This is a genomic window from Neorhizobium sp. DAR64860/K0K1, assembly GCF_050500205.1.
Taxonomy (GTDB): Bacteria; Pseudomonadota; Alphaproteobacteria; order Rhizobiales; family Rhizobiaceae; genus Neorhizobium; species Neorhizobium soli.
The window spans coordinates 479,594-498,594 of sequence record NZ_CP191458.1; the positions used below are offsets into that span (position 1 = coordinate 479,594).

The following is a 19,001-nucleotide window of genomic DNA, read 5'->3' on the forward strand; positions in this document are numbered from 1 at the left end:
AGTCTTATCCCAGAGTTTCTTGGTAGGATTGACAGCAATCGAGACACTGCCGGACCAGCCAGTTCGGTATTCAACATTTTGCCCGGCGCAGACCTTTGACGGTCCGTGTCATCGCATCTCGCTGCCCATCCGCCAAGTCCGTTCGGTTTCGCTGTGACGCTCACGGCCTTAAGAGGATGTATCCATGGTTGCCGTTGTAACGAATATCGCAAGTGGTGAAAGCATTACCGTCGCATCGGGAAACATCTCTGTCCGTGAACCAAGTGTTATTCAGCTTGAGGTCGGCCCGAAAGACATTGCTGCGACCATCCGTCAGGGCGACGATCTCGTCATCCGCCTGCAGAACGGTGAGGCGATCCGAGTTGCCGATTTCTACGCCAGCGGCCCTGGTGAAGCATCAAGCAAGCTGGTCCTGGTGGATGAGAACGGGGTCGTCTGGGATGGCAACCACACCGTCGGAGAAGCCGATTTCTCATTCACCGAGTCAGCCGGCGGCGACCAGTTGGTGGGTGGCGCTGAAGGTGGGGGCGATGCATCCATTCTCGGCCTTGCTGCACTCGGCGCGCTTGGAGCTGGAGGAATAGCTCTCGCTTCCGGAGGCGGCGGCGGCGCCGGTGGCGACGACAACGATGACTCGGACGCAGATGCAGACGCGGATGCAGATGCTGACGCCGATGCAGATGCCGATGCAGACGCCGATGCGGATGCGGATGCCGACGCGGATGCGGATGCAGATGCTGACGCCGATGCAGATGCCGACGCGGATGCGGATGCAGATGCTGACGCCGATGCAGATGCCGACGCGGATGCGGATGCGGATGCTGACGCCGATGCGGATGCCGACGCGGATGCAGACGCCGATGCCGATGCGGATGCCGACGCGGATGCGGACGCGGACGCGGATGCCGATGCGGATGCCGATGCGGATGCCGATGCGGATGCCGACGCGGATGCGGACGCGGATGCAGACGCGGATGCCGATGCAGATGCAGATGCAGATGCGGATGCAGATGCGGATGCAGATGCAGATGCAGATGCAGATGCTGATGCAGACACAACCGCCTACGACAATACCGCCGTCGCGTCGATCAACCTTTCCCCCGTGGTGACCAACGTTGATATAGGTACCCAGACTTACGGCGTTGCCGTCAGCCTTGGTGGCTTGGATCTCCAGGTGCTTCCGAACGTCGAAACGATCGATTTCAACGTCGAGGAGGGCCATACGCTCGATGCACGTTTTGAACTCGACGAGGGCCTAAGTCTCGGCGTTCTGTCCGATTATCAGGTGGTCATCCAACGATTTGACGGTGTCCAGTGGACCAACGTCACAGGCACCGGCACCGGCAATGCCACACTGCTGGACCTGCAGTTGCTGGATGGTGCACCGACAGTGAGCCTGGAGGATCTTGGACCGGGCCAGTACCGCGCCTTTATCGCCTATGACGGCTTGCTGGGTGCGGGCCTCGGAAGCGAGCTGACGATCACCGGGACGGATACCGACACAACCAGTATCGGCGCCATCGCCGTAGTTGCTGCCAGCGGCAACGTGATCACCGACGCAGGTATCGGCGGCGAAATCGACGCGGTCAATCCCGGCACCATCATTCAGAGCATCAATGCCACACCGGTGACCGCTGCAGGCGCAACCATCCAGGGAGATCACGGTACACTGGTCATCGGCCAGGATGGCAGCTACACCTACACCCCGAACCCCGATGCAGCCGGCATCGGACGGGTAGACTCCTTCGAATACACGATCTTCGATCCGCAAACCCAGGCGACTTCGACTGCGGAACTGCATGTCCAGATCGACAGCGAGGGACAAAACCTCACCTTCTCGACGATTGATCCAACGGCGGATGCGAGCCTTGGAATTGTCGCCACGGACGACGCTGGGGCGGCGACCGTCGTGACCACTCACCCGGTGACGGAGGCCGTGAACGCCGACTTCCTCGATGTCTCGTTGGGACTGTTTGGGGGAAGTGAAACGGGAACGTTCACGGTGGCCGCCGGATCCGTGGCAACGGTTCAGATCGGCGCGGACACAGACCAGCTTCTGGGTCTCCTCGGGACAACGACGATCGCCGTCGAAATGCAGCAGGCTGACCTCAGTTGGACGGTCGTCGAAACCAGCACAGGTGCCAATCTGGCCGAGCTTGCCGGTTTGCTTGGCGGCTCCACAGGCCTGGAACTGCAGGACCTGGACGCGGGCAACTACCGCGTTACGGTATCGCAGGATGGCGTGAACATCGGTGGCAACATCGACGTGCAGCTCGCCACGTCGACCAGTGACCTCGGAACGGTGATTTCCGATGGCGTAGTCGCGGCAGTCGGCAACGTTCTGGACGGTGATACGCTCGGCTCCAACTTCACCAACTTCCAGGTGTCCAATGGGACAGTGTTTGTCGATCCGGCCGCCGCAGGTACCGTCATCGTGGGTGATCACGGCACGCTCAAAGTCTCTGCCGATGGCAGCTATTCCTATGAGCCGAACGACACACTCGGCCTTGATGGAATGACCGACAGCTTCACCTACCGTCTCGTTCATCCCAATGGAGAGGTCGTTGAAGCAGAGTTGACGATCCTCATCGACCAGGCCGAGCCCGTCGCCGGAACGTCGATGATGATGGCGGCCGATACAGGCTCTGAAGCTTTGCAGCCGAGCATGCTGACGTCCGCGTTCGCAGACGTCGACCTCCTGGATCACGATACCGGAAGCCACGGCCGTTTCGGCGATCTGACAGACGTCATCTCGCTGGATGGTGTGAGCACCGAACTCGGTGAGTTCATCGATCTCGGGAGCGTCAGCGCACTGCCGATCGACGTTGGCCTCCACGAACTTCTAAGCGGAGACACGGGCCTTGTCGTGGACGGTGACCTTGATATCGGCGGGCTCGCCGTGGCTGACGGTGTTGCCGACCTGCCCGAGTTTGCCGGCAACCTCGTCCCCACGATCTTGGACGATACGACCGTGGACCTGCTGGACGGTTCGGCCGCAGACAGTGTGCTGCATGGCGGCTTGCTGGGGGGAACTGTGGGCAGCCTGCTCGACGACGACGCTCTGCACCATGCCGGTACCTCAGTGATCTAGCCCTCAGTCGTGCTGCTGCCGGTTCTGCGGCAGCGGCACGACACCCGCTCGCCCGTCGTTTGCAGACGCTTGAAAGGCACGGCATTGACCCAAGCAACACCTCAGTTCGACGTCGTGCAGCAGAACCAGGCGGACGACTGGATCGAAGTGTTTGAGCAGGTTGCCCGGATTTACGGACTGGGCTTCTCGATCGAAGCGGCCCGCAAGGCTGCGGCGGCTTATTCGCTGGAAGACCAGGCGAAATACGTCCAGTGGCTCGCGCAAAAATTCGGGCTTCGTGTGAAGCTGGCTCAACCCAGTCTGGACATGATGACCAGCTGGAGGCTTCCCGTCATCGTGCAGCTCAAGGACGGGTCGGTTGCAACGGTTGTCGCCATCGATGCGCAACGCAATGGCGCCGTCGTCTTTGCAGGCGACAACGGTCTGAAAACGACGCTGGCGATCGATGTGCTGTGTGCCGAGGCAACGCTTGCGGCCATTCCCAGGCCGGCACGCTCCACACCTGACTCGAGGGTGGACACCTATATCGCCCCGCATGACGAAAGCTGGTTCAGACGGTTCGCGCTCGGTGACCTGCGCCCCTATGGCTACGTTCTGGTCGCATCCCTGATCGCCAACGCGCTGTCGCTCGCCGGCGTCATCTTTTCGATGCAGGTCTATGACCGCGTTGTCCCCGCCAACTCCATGAGCACGCTTTATGTGCTGTTTGCAGGCGTCATGCTCGCCGTGCTGTTCGACTTTGTCGTTCGCAAGATCAGAGGTTCGATCATCGATATCCTCGGCAAGCGCTGTGATCTGCGAATGTCCGATCTGATCTTCGGCCACGCGCTGCGTGTGAAAAACAGCGTCCGCCCAAGATCGACCGGAACATTCATTGCTCAGTTGCGGGATCTTGAGCAGGTCCGCGAGGTGTTCACCTCGACCACCGTTGCCGCAGTCGCGGACCTGCCGTTCTTCTTCCTGTTTCTGGTCATCTTCTGGTTCGTGGGCGGGATGCTGGTCGTCATTCCGGCGGTCGCACTCGTGCTGCTTGTCCTGCCCGGAATTCTATCACAACGAAGACTGCACCAGAGCGCCAGCGCTGCAATGCGCGAGGCATCACTCCGCAACGCGATCCTGGTAGAGAGCATTCAGGGCATCGAAGACATCAAGATGCTGCAGGCGGAGGAGCGCTTCCAGCAGAAGTGGAATAACTACAACGCGGTCAATGCCGATGCCCAACTGAAGATGCGCGTTCTGACGTCGTCTCTGACCGGCTGGAGCCACAGCGTTCAGACGAGCGTTTACGCGTTCATCGTATTCTTCGGCGCACCGATCGTCATGGCTGGGGACATGACAACGGGTGCGCTTGTTGCCTGCTCCATTCTCGGTTCCAGGATGATGGCGCCGATGGCGCAGCTCACCCAGGTTCTCAGCCGTGTCCAGCAGGCAAAAATCGGGCTGAAGAGCCTTGACGCGATCATGCAGATGCCCGTCGACCATCCGGTCGCCGAGACACGCATATCCATCTCCGCCATTGCCGGAACCTACGAATTTCGATCGACCGCGTTCCACCACGCGGAGCCTGCCAGTAAACCCGCTCTGGTGCTGAGAAGCCTCAAGATCGCCGCCGGCGACAAGATTGCCGTACTGGGCAAGAACGGTGCAGGGAAATCAACTTTTCTGCAGGCGCTATCCGGGATGATCGAACCGAGTTCCGGCGAAGTCATGCTCGACAATATTGCGCTGAGGCATATCGATCCGTCGGATCTGCGCCGTGACGTGGGGCTGCTGACCCAGAATTCCCGCCTGTTCCACGGGACCCTGAGGGAGAACGTTACGCTCGGTGCCTCCAACGCCTCCCAGTCCGCAATCCTCGACGCGCTCTCGATCGTCGGTGCCGACGAATTTATCCGCGCTCTGCCGAAGGGACTGGACTACCCGTTGCAGGAGGGCGGCAACGGGCTGTCCGGCGGGCAGCTGCAGGCGCTCCTCCTCGCCCGCCTGCTGGTGCGCGATCCCAATGTCGTCCTGCTCGATGAGCCGACAGCCGCCATGGACGAGGCGACGGAGCGGTTGTTCATAGCGCGCTTCCAGACCTGGTCGCGCGACAAGACGGTTGTCATCGCAACCCATCGCATGCGGGTTCTGGAACTGGTCGACAGGGTGATGGTGTTCGACAAGGGTCAGCTGGTGCTCGACGAGGCAAAGGCAGATGCGATGACGACGCTGAAGGGCATCAAGCCGCTCGCCCCAGAAAAAACAGTGCCACCCAAACTGGTTCCTGTTCACAACACGTCTGGCGGGATTTGAAGACATGGCAGAGATCTCGAGCGACAAGGCTTCGGACTACGGGTGGGCTTTCGGTGACGAGGACGATGTCCAGCTGTCAAAGGCAAAGACCGTCATTCTTTTGGCCATGATCCTCCTGACAATCGCGACGGTTTGGGCTTATTTCGCCATGCTTGAAGAGGTCTCCACCGGCGCGGGTCGTGTCGTTCCGATCAGGCGCGAACAGGTCATCCAGTCGCTTGAGGGGGGCATCGTTTCGGAGCTCTTTGTTCGCGAAAACCAGATTGTAGAAACCGGCCAGCTTCTGGCGCAGCTGGATCCGACGATCACCGAATCGGATGTCGGTGAATCATCGGCCAAATACCGTGCCTCGCTTGCGGCCGCCGCACGCCTGACGGCCGAGATCAACCGGACAGCTTTGACCTTTCCGACCGAGCTGAATGCCTATCCGGATCTCATCCGTTCGGAAACCCAGCAATTCGAGGCGCGGACGACAAGCCTTGAACAGTCTCTGGAATGGATGGAACAAGCGATCGTGCTGGCCAAACGCGAGCTGGAAATGAGCGAGTCGCTTGCCAAGATCGGCGCCGCCAGCAATGTCGAGATCATCCGGCTGAAGCGGGAATTGGTCGATCTTGAAATGAAGAAGGTCGATATCGCCGCCAAGCAGAACCTCAGCGCCCGCGAGGAACTCGCCAAGGCAAATTCCGACATCACATCGCTGTCCTCGACCATCAAGGGACGGTCCGACAGCCTGCAGCGCCTGACGCATCGCTCACCGGTGCGGGGCATCGTCAAGAATATCGAGGTGTCGACGATCGGTGGCGTCGTGCCGCCAAACGGCAAGCTCATGGATATCATCCCGCTCGACGACGAGTTGCTGATCGAAACGCGTATATCGCCACGCGATATCGCCTTCATTCACCCCGATCAGCGCGCCAGCGTCAAGATCAGCGCCTATGACTACGCCGTCTATGGCGGGCTGGAGGGACGGGTAACTGCGATTTCCCCCGATACCATGCGCGACGAGGTCGATCCCAACACGTTCTATTACCGTGTGTTCGTGCAGACCACCACAGATGCGCTGGTGACCGCGCAAGGGACGCGCCTGCCGATCGTTCCGGGCATGGTGGCAACCGTCGATGTCAACACGGGCAGCAAGAGTGTGTTGGACTACTTGATCAAACCCTTCAACAAGGCGCGCGAGGCGCTGCGCGAGCGATAGGTGACCATGCCCGCAGAAACTTTCGGCCTTGCGCGGCTGGATCGTCTTCGAGACCCTGTTCGGCAGGTCATCCAACCACTCGACGCACCGCATCCGGCTTATGTGCTGTTTGTCTCGATCAGCGACGGAGACAGACGAGCGTCCGTTGCAACGGTCGGCGCCGACAGTTTTGACGCAGCCTGGCAAAAGGCTTTAAGCGCCGCCGGCGACCTCCTGGACAGCCAGAGGCTCGACGGCCGTCTGTTGCGGATCGACTGGCCAGTGCGGATCGAGAAGATCACGGTCAAGACCCTCCACAAACAGCTTGGTCGCACCAAGAGAAACTACTTCCGGCTCGGACTGTCGCTGGACGATCAATTCGAAACCGCGTTCCTGGACAACGAACTGAACGCCAACGCCATGCTTTATGGTGGCAACAAGGTCGAGCACTGCGTTCTAAACGAACGAAACTTCGCGCTCTATGCGAAGACACGATTTGGAAACGCGTTCGAAACGGATTTCGCCGAGGCGAGAGCGCTCTGGGCGTTTACAACGAGCGGTTTTTTTCTCGATGAGGAAGGCCGACACTACCGTCTTTGCGGCGAAGGTGCGGGAAGCGGTCAGCGTGAAGGTCAGCCGCTTGATCGTGCCATGCTCGATCGGCTGATCGACTCCTCATCCAGCTATCTTGCGTCTCAGGTCAAGCCGGACGGCGCGTTCGTCTACGGCTATCACCCGTGCTTCGACCGCGAGATCCGCACCTACAATGTCCTGCGCCATGCAAGCACGACCTATGCAATGATCGAAGCTTACGAGGTAACGAGGGATAGCAAGACGAGAGCTGCAATAGAGCGCTCGCTCGGGCAGCTGACCGGTCATCTTACCCGGATCGCGAGACTGCCTGATGGGGCCGAGGCCGCCTTTCTGATCGACGTCGGTTCGGAGATAAAGCTCGGCGGCAATGCCGTCTTCCTCCTGGCGCTCGCGAAATATACAAGTGTCATGAGCGATGATCGATATCTGCCGCTGATGGATAAGCTCGCCACGGGCATCGTTCATATGCAGGACGCAAAGACCGGTGAATTCCGCCACGTCCTGCTTTACCCGGACCTTTCCACCAAGGCCGAGTTCCGCACTGTCTATTACGACGGCGAGGCCGCCTTCGCGCTGATGCGCCTTTATGCGCTCACTCGCGATATCCGCTGGATCAGCGCGGTTGAAAAAGCTTTCGAGCATTTCCTGCGCCGGAACTACACGCAATATCACGACCACTGGCTGGGTTATTGCGCCAACGAACTGACGCTGTTTTGGCCGGAGGAACGCTATTTCCGCTTCTGCGTCGAAAATGTCAGCACCTATCTCGATTTTGTCGCCAATCGCATCACCACCTTTCCGACACTGCTGGAACTGATGATGGCAACCCGGCAGGCGCTGTCGCGGATTGCTGACCACCCGGATCTGGTTCCGCTCCTCGGCGAGATCGACCTTGCAGCGTTCGAGGTAGCGCTCGAAAAACGCGCTCATTACCTGCTGAACGGTCATTTCTACCCGGAGGTGGCGATGTTCATGCGCAACCCAAGGCGGATCATGGCTTCGTTCTACATCCGCCACCACGCGTTTCGCGTCCGGATCGACGATGTGGAACACTATCTGTCCGGGCTGATCGCCTATCGCGCGTATCTGAACGAGAAAGAGGCGTTCAAATCGCTGGTCTCTCGCCAAGGAGGAGCCGGGTCATAGTACGGCTCACCAAGGGCGAGTGGCGTAATGATCGGTTAGTCGCGCAGTGACATTTTACCATATCAAGAATGACCATTGGGGAAGCTCGAACAGATCGAGATAAAGGATCCTCAGAAACTAGCGACCCTAGGCGTGGAAATATGATATATTTTCCATGTTCTATGCCGTGGGATCGAATTGTCTTGAGACGTGTCTACATCCATGCACTCCTTGCCTATGGGGCCTTCTCCATCACTGACGCTAGTGTAAGGGCCGCCGGCGGCGGCCATTTGTCGGTCTTCCAGATGGCATTCATCGTCAACGTCTTCGCAGCTCTGGCCGTTCTCTTCACCCGCCATCCCGGCGAACGATGGCGCGACTTCTGGCGCACCGCCCATCCTCTTGCCGTGCACGGCCGCGCGATCTGCGGCGTTGTCGCCAGTCTTACAGGTGTCTACGCTTTCACCGCGATCCCGCTGGCGCAGGCCTACGCGCTGGTGTTCATGGCGCCCCTGTTCGTGACCATCATGTCGGCACTGGTGCTAAAGGAGCATGTGGGGATGTGGCGCTGGTCAGCCGTTATCATCGGCTTCATCGGCGTTCTCCTTGTCGTGAAGCCGGGCCACGCGGCATTCGAGGGCGGCTATCTTGCCGCGATGTTCACCGGCCTCGGCACTGGCTCGGCGGTCATCATTCTTCGGCGCGTTAACGGCAAGGTTAAGACAACCAGTGTTCTGGGAACACTCATCGCCTACCTTCTCCTAGTCAACGCGGGGGTTATGCTCATCCACGGCGCCAGCGTGCCGACATTGAAGGAATGCGCCCTGCTGGCGCTTGCCGGCATGTCTTACGGCCTTGGTCAATGGGCCTTCGTGTCGGCCACGCGACACGGGAACGCTACCCAGATCGCGCCAATGCACTACTCGCAGCTGGCGTGGGCTGTGGTCTTCGGCGCATTGATCTTCGACGAATTTCCCGATGCCGTTGCGCTTGTCGGTATCTCGATCATAATTTTCGCTGGCCTCTTGACGGTCTTGCGCGAGAAAATGCGTGGCACGAGCGGTCCGATCGGTCAGGCTGCAACCGTTGACAACGCCGACCTCGGGCACGATGCCGCGGAAAAATATCCGCCACCCATTCCCAAATAAAATATTTGATATATCATGTATCGTCTAACTGAGGCGCAACAGGGATGGTCGTGCAGACATGATGGGCAAGCCGGTGTTCGGGGTCGTGGCCGACGATCTCACAGGTGGAATGGAAACTGCCGCAATGCTTGTCGCGCACGGCGTCGACTGCGCATTTGTGACCGATCCTGAGGCTGTGGATACCATCGGCGATGTCGACGCTATCGTCGTTGCGCAGAAAACCCGCGTCATTCCGGCGGCACAAGCCGTGGCAAGAACCGAGAGAGCGGCCCGAGCATTGCTTGCGCGCGCCACACGCCAAATCTTCTTCAAGTATTGCGCAACGTTCGACTCGACCGATGACGGCAATATCGGCCCCGTGGCTGACATCCTGATGGCGACCACCGGCGCGCCCTATGCCGCCTTCTGTCCTGCCTCGCCGGCACTGAAGCGTACAGTCTACAACGGGCACCTGTTTCTCGGCAGCCAACTGATTTCGGAATCCCCCAAGCGGCACGATCCACTGACACCAATGACCGATCCGGACCTCGTCCGCGTGCTGCAGCGGCAGACGAAGACCCGAGTCGGGCTACTTGCCCACCCCGCCGTCAGCGAGGGCGGCACGACGCTCCGGCAGGCCGTCGCCGACCACGCAGCAGAGGGCATCCGCTATTTCATTACCGATACGATCTACGATCGTGATCTCGACGCCATCGCCGAACTGACCTGCGACTGGCCTCTAATGACCGGCAATGCCACAATCGTCCAGCACTATCCGGCGCTGTGGCGACAGAGAGGTCTCCTGACCGGCGAACCGCATACGCGCAGCCTTCAGCCTGTGTCAGGCAAGGGTGTCGTGCTGTCTGGCAGTTGCGCCGAACGGACACTCGAACAGCTCGCCGACTTCGAGCGGTCGCATCCCGTCCTGCGGATCGATCTAACTGACATCGACAGCGCCGAGTCCGCGGTCGATGCAGCCCTCCGTTGGGCGCTGCCAAAACTCGAGACCGGCCCAGTCGGACTGTCGACATCCGCCGCGCCAGAGGCCGTTGCCGCTGCGCAGGCGCGGTACGGCAGGGATGGCGCTGCGGCGCTTGGCGAAAAGATCGTCGGCGACCTTGCCGTCGCCTTCCATGGCGCCGGCGTGCGGCGGTTCGTCGTCGCCGGTGGAGAAACGTCCGGGTCCGTCGTCGAGCGCCTCGGCATCCGCGGCCTGAATGTCGGTCCCTATGGCGGACCGGGCGTCGGCACGGCGGTCACTAACGGCGATGATCCGGTCGCGCTTTGCTTGAAGTCCGGAAAACTCGGCCCGGTCGACCTGTTCACCCGGGCGCTGGCCTCGATGCAGAACCCGGAGGAGAACGCATGAACGAAATGGACCTACGCAAGACGATGCTTGACGTCGTCGCGACGCTCGAATTCAAGGGCTTCAATCACGGATCGAGCGGCAATGTCAGCTGCCGGCTTGGCGAAGACATGCTGGTCACACCGACCGGCGGCAACAGCGCCAACATGACGCCCGAGCGGCTGGTTCGACTGGATCGCAACGGCGACACGATCGGCGACGGCCTTCCCTCCAGCGAATGGCACATGCATCAGGCGATCCTGCACGCCTATCCGCATGTCCAGGCCATCATCCACACCCACGCCGACTGCTGCGTGGCGCTCTCCTGCCTCGCAAGACCAATCCCCGCCTTCCACTACATGATCGCCAGCTTCGGCGGTACGGACGTTCCGTGCGCGCCCTATGCCACCTTCGGCACGAAGGCGCTGGCGGACGGCGCCGTCGCGGCGCTGAAGAACCGCAAGGCCTGCCTGCTCGCCAATCACGGTATGATCGTTGCCGGAACATCCCTGCAACAGGCCCTGGACCTGACTGTGAAGCTCGAAACGCTAGCCCGCCAGTACATTCTGGCTCGCCAGGCCGGTGAGCCGGCCATCATTCCCGACGACGAGATCGAGCGGGTTCTGGAACGCTACAAGGGCTACGGCCGCAGCCGGTTGCCCGGCTGATCATAGGGGGAAAAGCTCCATGGAGATCACTGGTCATTCGAAGATCATGTTCGTGCTGGCAGATCCCGTAGACCATGTCCGCGCCAGCGCCGTGCTGAATGCCTACTTCTCAGGGATCGGTGAGGATGTGGCGACATCGCCTCTCGCCGTTCTCCCGCAGGACCTTGGGACCGTTGTCAATGCGATCCGCCTCATGGGCAATGTCGTCGGTTTCGGTGTCACCATTCCGCACAAGGTGGCCATCATGCAGCTTCTCGACGACGTCACCGATCGGGCCGGGATGATTGGCGCCGTCAACTTCGTACGGCGGTGTCAGGACGGAAGGCTGGTGGGGGACAACCTGGATGCGCCCGGCTTCCTCGCAGGCCTCAGCGCCCACGGATTTTCAGCCGCCGGCAAGCGCGTCCTGCAACTGGGCGCGGGCGGTGCAGGACGCGCGACGGCACTCGCGGTCGCACAGGCTGGAGCCGCCGAACTGCGGATCTCCAATCGAGACCAAGCCCGGGGCCACGCACTCGCCGTTGCGGTTCAAGCCCTCTTTCCGGCAACACAGGTGTCGGCCGGGCCGGCCGCCGCCGAAGCGTTTGATCTGATCGTCAACACGACCCCGCTCGGAATGAAGGCTGCCGATGCGATGCCGGTCGATATCAGCAACATTACCAGTTCTACGGTTGTCTACGACATCATCGTCAATCCGCCGGTAACACGATTGATGGATGCCGCCAGAGCGCGTGGAGCCGTTACCATCGGCGGAAAAGCCATGCTCGACGCGCAAATGGCCCTTGTCGCAACGTTCATTAAGCGGTAGCATTCCGATATATCAAATATCATAGAGGAGTTCGACACGTACAAAGACGGGATCGACTGCAATCTGGAGGGTCCTTCCGGTCTAAGCCAAGCCAAACAATAAAAAATGGGAACAGGCTTCAGTGACGATAGCAATGAACAGAGAACCGGCGGCAGGCGCATCCATTCGCATCAGCCGGCTGGAAAAGCGCTTCGGGAGTGTTGTCGCGGTCGACGGCGTGGATATAGACATCGCCGCCGGCGAATTTCTGGCGCTGCTCGGGCCGAGCGGCTCCGGCAAGACGACAATCCTGATGAGCGTAGCGGGCTTCGAGTTTCCGACGAGCGGAAACATCGTCGTCGATGAGGAAGACCTCACCTATCTCCCCGCCAACAAGCGCAATCTGGGAATGGTGTTTCAGAACTACACGCTGTTTCCGCACATGTCCATTTTGGACAACGTGGCGTTCCCTCTGAAGATGCGCGGCATGGCGAAAGCCGAGCGACACGCAAAGGCTGAAGAAGCACTCGCCACCGTACGCCTCGCCGGGTACGGGAAGCGCTTCCCCAACCAGTTGTCGGGTGGGCAGCAGCAGCGCATCGCGCTGGCGCGGGCTATCGTCTATCGACCCCGCGTCCTGCTGATGGACGAGCCTTTGAGCGCCCTCGACAAGAACCTTCGCGAAGATATGCAGCTTGAAATCAAGCGCCTTCATGCCGAGCTCGGCATTACCGTGATCTTTGTCACCCACGACCAGAGCGAAGCGCTGACCATGGCAGACCGGGTCGCGGTGCTGAAAGACGGCAAGATCCAGCAGATCGGCCCGTCGCGCGAGCTTTACGAGCGTCCAGCCAATCTCTTCACCGCCGGATTTATCGGCGAGATGAACTTCATCAACGTCACGGTGGAAAGCATCGGCGACACGATGACGGTGCTCCTGCCATCAGGCGAGCGCTGGACCGTTCCGGCGAGTGCTGCGGTCGACACCATGAAAGCCGGCCAGAAAGCTGTCCTCGGCTTCCGGCCCGAGCGCCTGCATCTTGGGACGGCAGGATCCGACTACACGTTGCAGGCGACCCTTTCGGACGTCGTCTACGCGGGATCGGCCCTGCTTCTGATCGGCAAGCTGCCCGACGGCTCCGAAATCCGGGCACGTCTTCCTGGTGCTTCGGATCTTGCTGCCCTGACCCGGGGTGCGACAGCGACCTTCGGCGTGCCGAAAGAGGCCATCCTGCTTTATGCCGGAGGCGCGAAGTGACCAGCCACACCCGATCCCAGTTCTGGCATTCCGACGGCCGGCGCTTGAGCGGACTGGCAACCCTTCTACTGCTGTCGCCATTCTTCGCCATTATCGCCTTCGTGTTCCTCTATCCGATCGCACAGCTTCTTTATATCAGCGTTATGGAGCCTACCCCGACGCTCGACAATTATGCGCGGGTCGTCACCAATCCTGTCTATGCTCGGGTGCTGATGCGCACAGTCTGGACGGCTGTGCTGGTAACCGGACTTGCGGTGCTTCTCGGTTTTCCAGTCGCCTACTTCATGAGCCGCGCTGGCAGGACAGCAGCGGCCCTGGTGGGCGCCTGCGTCATCCTTCCCCTGTGGTCGAGCGTGCTGGTGCGCACCGCTGCATGGTCCTTCCTGTTCCAGCGGGAAGGCCTGATAAACTCCGGCCTCCTCGCAATCGGCATCACGTCCGAACCGCTGAAACTGCTCTATACCCAAGGCGCGGTCGTCGTCGCGATGACCCATGTGCTGCTGCCATTCATGATCCTGCCGATCTTCGGGTCGCTCCGCGCAATTCCGGACGACTATCTGCGTGCCGCCGCAGTTCTGGGCGCATCCCGTTTTGCGGCGTTTCGTGAAGTGATCCTGCCGCTCAGCCTGCAGGGCATCGCAAGCGGCTCGCTGCTGGTATTCCTGACGGCGCTCGGCTTCTTCATCACGCCGGCGCTGCTCGGCTCACCGCAGGAACTTATGATTGCGACACTCGTCTCGCAGCAAATTCGTGAGGTGCTGGACTGGCCCTTCGCTTCGGCGCTCGTCGGTGTCTTGACGCTGTTCGTTACTCTGCTGGCGATCATCTTCAGCAAAACCCTCCGGTTCGACCGCCTGATGGGAGCGCAATCATGAAACCACCCGTCGACAAAGGCTCGCTGGCTCTCGGCGCATATGTCTACGCCGTTCTCGCCTTCATCATCATTCCGCTGGTCATTGTCATCCCGATGTCCTTTGGCACAAGCGACTACCTGGAGTTCCCTCCACGCGGCTTTACGCTGAAATGGTACGAGGAATTTTTCGCCAGCCGCCAATGGCGCAACGCCATGTGGCTCAGCGTGCAGGTTGCCTTCCTCACCGCGATCTCGGCGTCGTTCATCGGCACCGCGGCGACGTACGCCATGGTCCGCGGAAGGAGCAGTCTCGCGACGCTCTTCCAGATCCTGCTGATCGGCCCGATCATTGTCCCGCACATCGCGCTGGCGGTCGGTCTCTACCTGTTCTTCCAGTCGATCGGGCTGTCCGGGACGGTTCCAGGCTTTGTGCTTGCCCACACCATCCTGGCGCTTCCCTTCGTCGTGTTCACAACCGCCTCTGCACTTGGGAAGGTGGATGCGAACCTGGAAGCGGCGGCGATGAGCTGCGGTGCGAGCCGTTTCAACGCTTTCCGTTTGATTACGCTTCCCCTCATTCTGCCGAACGTGGTGAGCGGCGCGCTGTTTGCCTTCATCATCTCCTTCGATGAACCGGTCGTTTCCTTCTTCCTGTCCGGTGTCCGCTACAAAACCCTTCCGCGACGGATGTTCGAAGACATCGAGCAAAACCTGACCCCCATCATTCCGGCGATCGCCACGCTGCTGATCGTCCTCTCCATAATAATACTCGCCGTCGCCTTCCTCATGAGGTCGCGAGCCAAAACCTGACTGGGAACCACGCGTAAAACTGAAAAACAAGAGGAGAACCATCATGCCGATACAGAACTGGAAATGGACCACCGCAGCGATCACAATCGCCGCAGGAATAGCCGCCACGACGCCCGCCGTCGCGCAGGAACTGGAGGAGCAGCTGGTCATCGCCACGACAGGCGGCCTGATGGGCAATTCGCTTGCCAAGTATTTCTACGAACCGTTCGCCGAGGCCAAGGACGTTGAAGTGGTGCCCGTCGCCATCGAGGTTCCCGACCAGTGGGCGCGTGCGGAAGCGATGACGCGCACAGGAAACGTCGAATTCGATATCGTCACTGCCACCGGCCCCGATCTCGTCGCGCGCACTAACATGCTCGAGAAGATTGACTGTAGCCAGCTTCCCAGCGTGCAGAAATTCGGCGTTGCGGATGCTTGCACGCCCTACGGCGTCGCCCGGACCACCGGTGGCATGCTGATCAACTACAATACCGACGTGTTCAAGGACAAGGCGCCGAAGACCTGGGCGGACTTCTGGAACGTCAAGGACTTCCCCGGCCCGCGCGGCCTGCCTGACACGGGCGATCGCGACTGGTGGGTTCCGGTCGCCGCACTTCTGGCAGACGGAGTGAAACAGACCGAACTCTTCCCGCTCGATCTTGAACGCGCGTATAAAAAGCTCGATGAAATCAGGCCGCATGTCGCGGTCTGGTGGAAGACCGGCGACCAGGTGCAGCAGATCATGCGCAACAAGGAAGTCGTGATGACCATGAGCTACTCCGGCCGCGCGCTGGCAGTGGTCAAGGAAGGCGCGCCGGTTGCCATGTCCTGGGACGGAGCCATCCGCGACACCGGCTATATGGCGATCCTCAAGGGTGCGCCCGACAAGAATGCTGCGCTTGCCTATCTCGACTTCTTCTACGCCAATTCCGAAGCGCATGTGCCTTTCATGCGTGACGTGAACTACGCGACCGGCAGCAAGACCGTCTACGACCAGCTGAAGCCGGAGGAAGCAAAGCTGTTTGCGACTTCGCCGGAGAACTACGAGAAGCTGGTGAAACCGGACTTCACATGGATCGGCGCCCATCGCGACGAACTGCGTCAGCGCTGGACAGCCTGGCTGACCCGCTAATCGCTTTAAAACGGTCAGTCACAACTGCTCCTCATCGCCTTCTCCCCGTCTGTGGGGGGAAGGCCCAACATGCCGATAAGCAAATCCATACGACTGCAACGACAGGACGATTTCCATGGATCACACCAGTGACCCGAACGCGCTGCGCTATGTCATCGACCCGCAACGGCTCGATCTGGTGGAGGAGTTCCGCGACAGCCCGCTTGGCGTGCATGGGGCCGAACTTCGCAAGATGCTGGCCAAGATGCGCTGGGGCAAAGCCCAGGGTCGTCTCGTGCTGGTCGTGCTGGAGGCCGGCAAGGCCTGGCGCCTGTCGCGCATTCCCGAGCGGCGCGGCGATCCGATGCCTTTCGTCGACGAGCGCATCTTCACCTCGCTGGCCGAGGCGGAATGGCATGTCTTCAAGATCCGCTGGCAGGCCATGACGGGTGCAACATTACCCCCGGAGTATCAAGGTGATCTATAAGACCAACGAGTATCTCGGCTACCCCGACCGCATCAGCGTTCCGGCCGGAGAAACCGTCAAATTCCAGCTGTCGAGCAAACGCGACGCCGTCAAGGTTGAAGTCATGCGCCTCCGCTGCGGTGACGTCGACGTCAACGGACCGGGCTTCAAGTACGACCTGATGGATAGCACCATCGATGGCGTCCACACCTGCCTCGACCAGGAAATCCGCCCCGGCTCCTGCGCGGTGATCCCTCATGGTGGCGCACTCGTACCGAGCGGTACCGCATGGTCTTTCGGCTGCTACATTTATCCGACCCGCATCGCCGACAACGCCCGAGGTATCATGGGCAGCTGGTGCGAAAGCACAGCCGAAGGATATGCGCTCGAACTCGATGTCGAGGGCCATCCCGTTCTGCGCACCGGAAGCCTTAGCCTGACCCTCGACGTCAGGGCGCGCGAGCGTGTCTGGTCCTTCATCTCCGCAACTCTCGACTTCGCAAAGAAGACTGCAACGCTGTCGTTGATCGTGCCTGCCGACGGCACGCGTCCGGCTGTTGCCCATGCCGAGACTTTCGACCTTTCCGACATGTCGGCACTCGACAGCGGCCTGGATTTTCTAATCGCAGCGCATCATCTGGACGGCGCGAAACGTTACACTGCCCACTTCGACGGCAAGATCGAGGCGCCGCGGGTCGTGTCGCTGGCGCTGAGTGCCGAAGCGCTGAGGGTTTACGACTGCCAGCCTCGCACCGGCTCTGCCGCACCCGGTCTTGTCGCCTCCTGGGACTTCGGCGAAGGTATCACCTCGCTCGACGTGAAGGATCTTTCCGCCAACTGCCTGCACGGGCGTCTGCACCAGTTGCCCCGCCGCGGCGTCACGGGCTTTTTCTGGTCCGGTGCGGTTCATGACTTCCGGCTTGCGCCGCGCGAATACGCCGCCATCCATTTTCACAACGATGACATCTACGACTGCCAGTGGCAGGCGACCTTCTCTCTCGATGTGCCCGAGGAGTGGCGAACCGGCGTCTATGCGCTGCGGCTGACGCCGGCCGGCGACGAACCGGAGCCGGACTGCGAGAGCTATGTGACGTTCTTCGTCACACCCGGCAAGAAGACGAAGCGGGCCGACCTCGTGGTCGTGCTTTCGGTTGCCACCTATCTGGCCTATGCCAACAGCGCGCTGCGTCTCTATCAGGTGCATTTCGAGACGCTGATGGAGCACGTGCTGTGGCTGCCGCTGGACGATGTCTACATGCAGGAGCATCCTCAGATCGGCCAGTCTACCTATGACAGCCATGTCGATGGATCCGGCCGCGCCTATTCGTCCTGGCTCCGTCCGGTGCTCAGCATGCGGCCGCGCGGCTACTGGTTCAACCTGATCAACGACACCCATATTCTCGACTGGCTCGAGGAGAAGGGCATCGCCTACGACGTCATCACCGATATCGAGCTGGACCGCGAGGGTGCCCGGGCGCTCAAACCGTACCGGGCGATGATGACGCCGACGCATGCCGAATACTACTCTTTCAACATGATGAACGGCATCATGGAGTACCAGAATGCAGGCGGTCGCCACGTCTCGATGGGCGGCAATGCCTTCTACTGGCGATGCGGCTTTCATCCCGCGGCTCCGGCGGCGCTCGAAGTGCGCCGCGGCATGGCGGGTACGCGCACCTGGGAGTCCGAGCCGGGCGAAGTGCATCTGGCAGGTACCGGCGAACCGGGTGCACTCTGGCGGCACAGCGGCTTTGCGCCACAAAAACTGGTCGGCACGGGCTTCTCGGCCATGATCAACGACACCTGCACCTACTATGTGCGCATGTCCGACAGTGAGGATCCGCGAGCGGCCTTCATCTTCGAAGGCACCGGCAGACACGAAAAATTCGGCGATTTCGGCTTCCGCTATGGCGGCGCCGTCGGCAGCGAGATCGACCGTCTCGACTACGAGCTCGGGACGCCGCGCCACGCGCTGCTGCTTGCAACCTCCGAAGGTCTCGGCGCCGGCGCACTTCCGACACCGGAGGAGTTCCGAACCATGGTCGACGGGCTCGACGGCACCCAGAACGCACTTGTCCGCGCCGACATGGTGTTCTTCGAGACAGCCAATGGCGGGGCGGTCTTCGCTTCGGGCTCGATCACGTTCGGCATGTCGCTGGGCTACAACAACTACGACAACAATATCAGTGCCATCACGCTCAACGTCGTGAAGCGGTTCCTCGACCCGGAACCGTTCGTCCTGCCGAGTTTGGCATAGGCGGAAATGCCAGGTCGCACATGCCAGTGCGGCCTTTCGAACCCGGCGGCATCGA

At 60.7% G+C, this 19,001-nt stretch carries 14 protein-coding genes; all 14 read left to right on the top strand.

From position 1 onward, the window contains the following. The first annotated feature begins 184 nt into the window (after positions 1 to 184). The 14 genes from ACQY1J_RS02125 to ACQY1J_RS02190 all read left to right on the top strand — a co-directional run bounded on the left by ACQY1J_RS02125 (position 185) and on the right by ACQY1J_RS02190 (position 18,946). Positions 185 to 3,091 carry a BapA/Bap/LapF family large adhesin gene (locus ACQY1J_RS02125; RefSeq protein WP_430249943.1) on the top strand — a complete coding sequence of 969 codons (2,907 nt, stop codon included), beginning with the start codon at positions 185 to 187 and terminating at the stop codon, positions 3,089 to 3,091. Positions 3,092 to 3,175: 84 nt separating this feature from the next. After that, positions 3,176 to 5,383, top strand: a complete 2,208-nt coding sequence (locus ACQY1J_RS02130) for a type I secretion system permease/ATPase (protein WP_430249945.1) — start codon at positions 3,176 to 3,178, stop codon at positions 5,381 to 5,383. A 4-nt stretch (positions 5,384 to 5,387) separates the two neighbouring features. After that, on the top strand, positions 5,388 to 6,587 hold the full coding sequence (locus ACQY1J_RS02135; RefSeq protein ID WP_430249946.1) for an HlyD family efflux transporter periplasmic adaptor subunit: 1,200 nt from the start codon (positions 5,388 to 5,390) through the stop codon (positions 6,585 to 6,587). A gap of 6 nt (positions 6,588 to 6,593) precedes the next feature. Continuing rightward, complete coding sequence (locus ACQY1J_RS02140; protein WP_430249948.1) at positions 6,594 to 8,306, top strand: hypothetical protein; 1,713 nt, start codon at positions 6,594 to 6,596, stop codon at positions 8,304 to 8,306. Positions 8,307 to 8,488: 182 nt separating this feature from the next. Further along, positions 8,489 to 9,433: a DMT family transporter gene (locus tag ACQY1J_RS02145; protein ID WP_430249949.1), complete on the top strand. Its 945-nt coding sequence runs from the start codon at positions 8,489 to 8,491 to the stop codon at positions 9,431 to 9,433. Positions 9,434 to 9,491: 58 nt separating this feature from the next. After that, entirely contained in the window at positions 9,492 to 10,781 is a 1,290-nt protein-coding gene (gene otnK, locus ACQY1J_RS02150) for a 3-oxo-tetronate kinase (RefSeq protein ID WP_430249950.1), read from the top strand. Continuing rightward, positions 10,778 to 11,425 carry a class II aldolase/adducin family protein gene (locus ACQY1J_RS02155; protein WP_092662831.1) on the top strand — a complete coding sequence of 216 codons (648 nt, stop codon included), beginning with the start codon at positions 10,778 to 10,780 and terminating at the stop codon, positions 11,423 to 11,425. The genes otnK and ACQY1J_RS02155 overlap by 4 nt, the downstream gene beginning before the upstream one ends. A gap of 19 nt (positions 11,426 to 11,444) precedes the next feature. Further along, complete coding sequence (locus tag ACQY1J_RS02160) at positions 11,445 to 12,233, top strand: shikimate dehydrogenase family protein (RefSeq protein ID WP_430249951.1); 789 nt, start codon at positions 11,445 to 11,447, stop codon at positions 12,231 to 12,233. Between the two features lie 133 nt (positions 12,234 to 12,366). Next, positions 12,367 to 13,470: an ABC transporter ATP-binding protein gene (locus tag ACQY1J_RS02165; protein ID WP_430249952.1), complete on the top strand. Its 1,104-nt coding sequence runs from the start codon at positions 12,367 to 12,369 to the stop codon at positions 13,468 to 13,470. A 44-nt stretch (positions 13,471 to 13,514) separates the two neighbouring features. Continuing rightward, the gene (locus ACQY1J_RS02170; protein WP_430250000.1) at positions 13,515 to 14,345 is read left to right on the top strand and encodes an ABC transporter permease; all 831 of its coding nucleotides are present in this window, start codon (positions 13,515 to 13,517) and stop codon (positions 14,343 to 14,345) included. Then, complete coding sequence (locus ACQY1J_RS02175) at positions 14,342 to 15,133, top strand: ABC transporter permease (RefSeq protein ID WP_430249953.1); 792 nt, start codon at positions 14,342 to 14,344, stop codon at positions 15,131 to 15,133. The genes ACQY1J_RS02170 and ACQY1J_RS02175 overlap by 4 nt, the downstream gene beginning before the upstream one ends. Before the next feature lie 43 nt (positions 15,134 to 15,176). Continuing rightward, positions 15,177 to 16,244 (top strand): extracellular solute-binding protein, encoded by a 1,068-nt coding sequence (locus ACQY1J_RS02180; RefSeq protein ID WP_082471756.1) that lies wholly within the window; start codon positions 15,177 to 15,179, stop codon positions 16,242 to 16,244. A 115-nt stretch (positions 16,245 to 16,359) separates the two neighbouring features. Beyond that, a complete protein-coding gene (locus ACQY1J_RS02185; protein ID WP_062577779.1) occupies positions 16,360 to 16,710 on the top strand; it encodes a hypothetical protein in 351 nt (116 codons plus the stop codon). Next, a complete protein-coding gene (locus tag ACQY1J_RS02190) occupies positions 16,700 to 18,946 on the top strand; it encodes a N,N-dimethylformamidase beta subunit family domain-containing protein (protein WP_430249955.1) in 2,247 nt (748 codons plus the stop codon). The genes ACQY1J_RS02185 and ACQY1J_RS02190 overlap by 11 nt, the downstream gene beginning before the upstream one ends. The last annotated feature ends 55 nt before the right edge of the window (positions 18,947 to 19,001 follow it).

What these genes read in the sequence shown, in the direction of transcription:
- ACQY1J_RS02180 (WP_082471756.1), top strand. Translation starts at nt 15,177, where the DNA reads ATGCCGATACAGAACTGGAAATGGACCACCGCAGCGATCACAATCGCC.
- ACQY1J_RS02160 (WP_430249951.1), top strand. Translation starts at nt 11,445, where the DNA reads ATGGAGATCACTGGTCATTCGAAGATCATGTTCGTGCTGGCAGATCCC.
- ACQY1J_RS02140 (WP_430249948.1), top strand. Translation starts at nt 6,594, where the DNA reads ATGCCCGCAGAAACTTTCGGCCTTGCGCGGCTGGATCGTCTTCGAGAC.
- ACQY1J_RS02155 (WP_092662831.1), top strand. Translation starts at nt 10,778, where the DNA reads ATGAACGAAATGGACCTACGCAAGACGATGCTTGACGTCGTCGCGACG.
- ACQY1J_RS02185 (WP_062577779.1), top strand. Translation starts at nt 16,360, where the DNA reads ATGGATCACACCAGTGACCCGAACGCGCTGCGCTATGTCATCGACCCG.
- ACQY1J_RS02165 (WP_430249952.1), top strand. Translation starts at nt 12,367, where the DNA reads ATGAACAGAGAACCGGCGGCAGGCGCATCCATTCGCATCAGCCGGCTG.
- ACQY1J_RS02125 (WP_430249943.1), top strand. Translation starts at nt 185, where the DNA reads ATGGTTGCCGTTGTAACGAATATCGCAAGTGGTGAAAGCATTACCGTC.
- ACQY1J_RS02135 (WP_430249946.1), top strand. Translation starts at nt 5,388, where the DNA reads ATGGCAGAGATCTCGAGCGACAAGGCTTCGGACTACGGGTGGGCTTTC.
- otnK (WP_430249950.1), top strand. Translation starts at nt 9,492, where the DNA reads ATGATGGGCAAGCCGGTGTTCGGGGTCGTGGCCGACGATCTCACAGGT.
- ACQY1J_RS02175 (WP_430249953.1), top strand. Translation starts at nt 14,342, where the DNA reads ATGAAACCACCCGTCGACAAAGGCTCGCTGGCTCTCGGCGCATATGTC.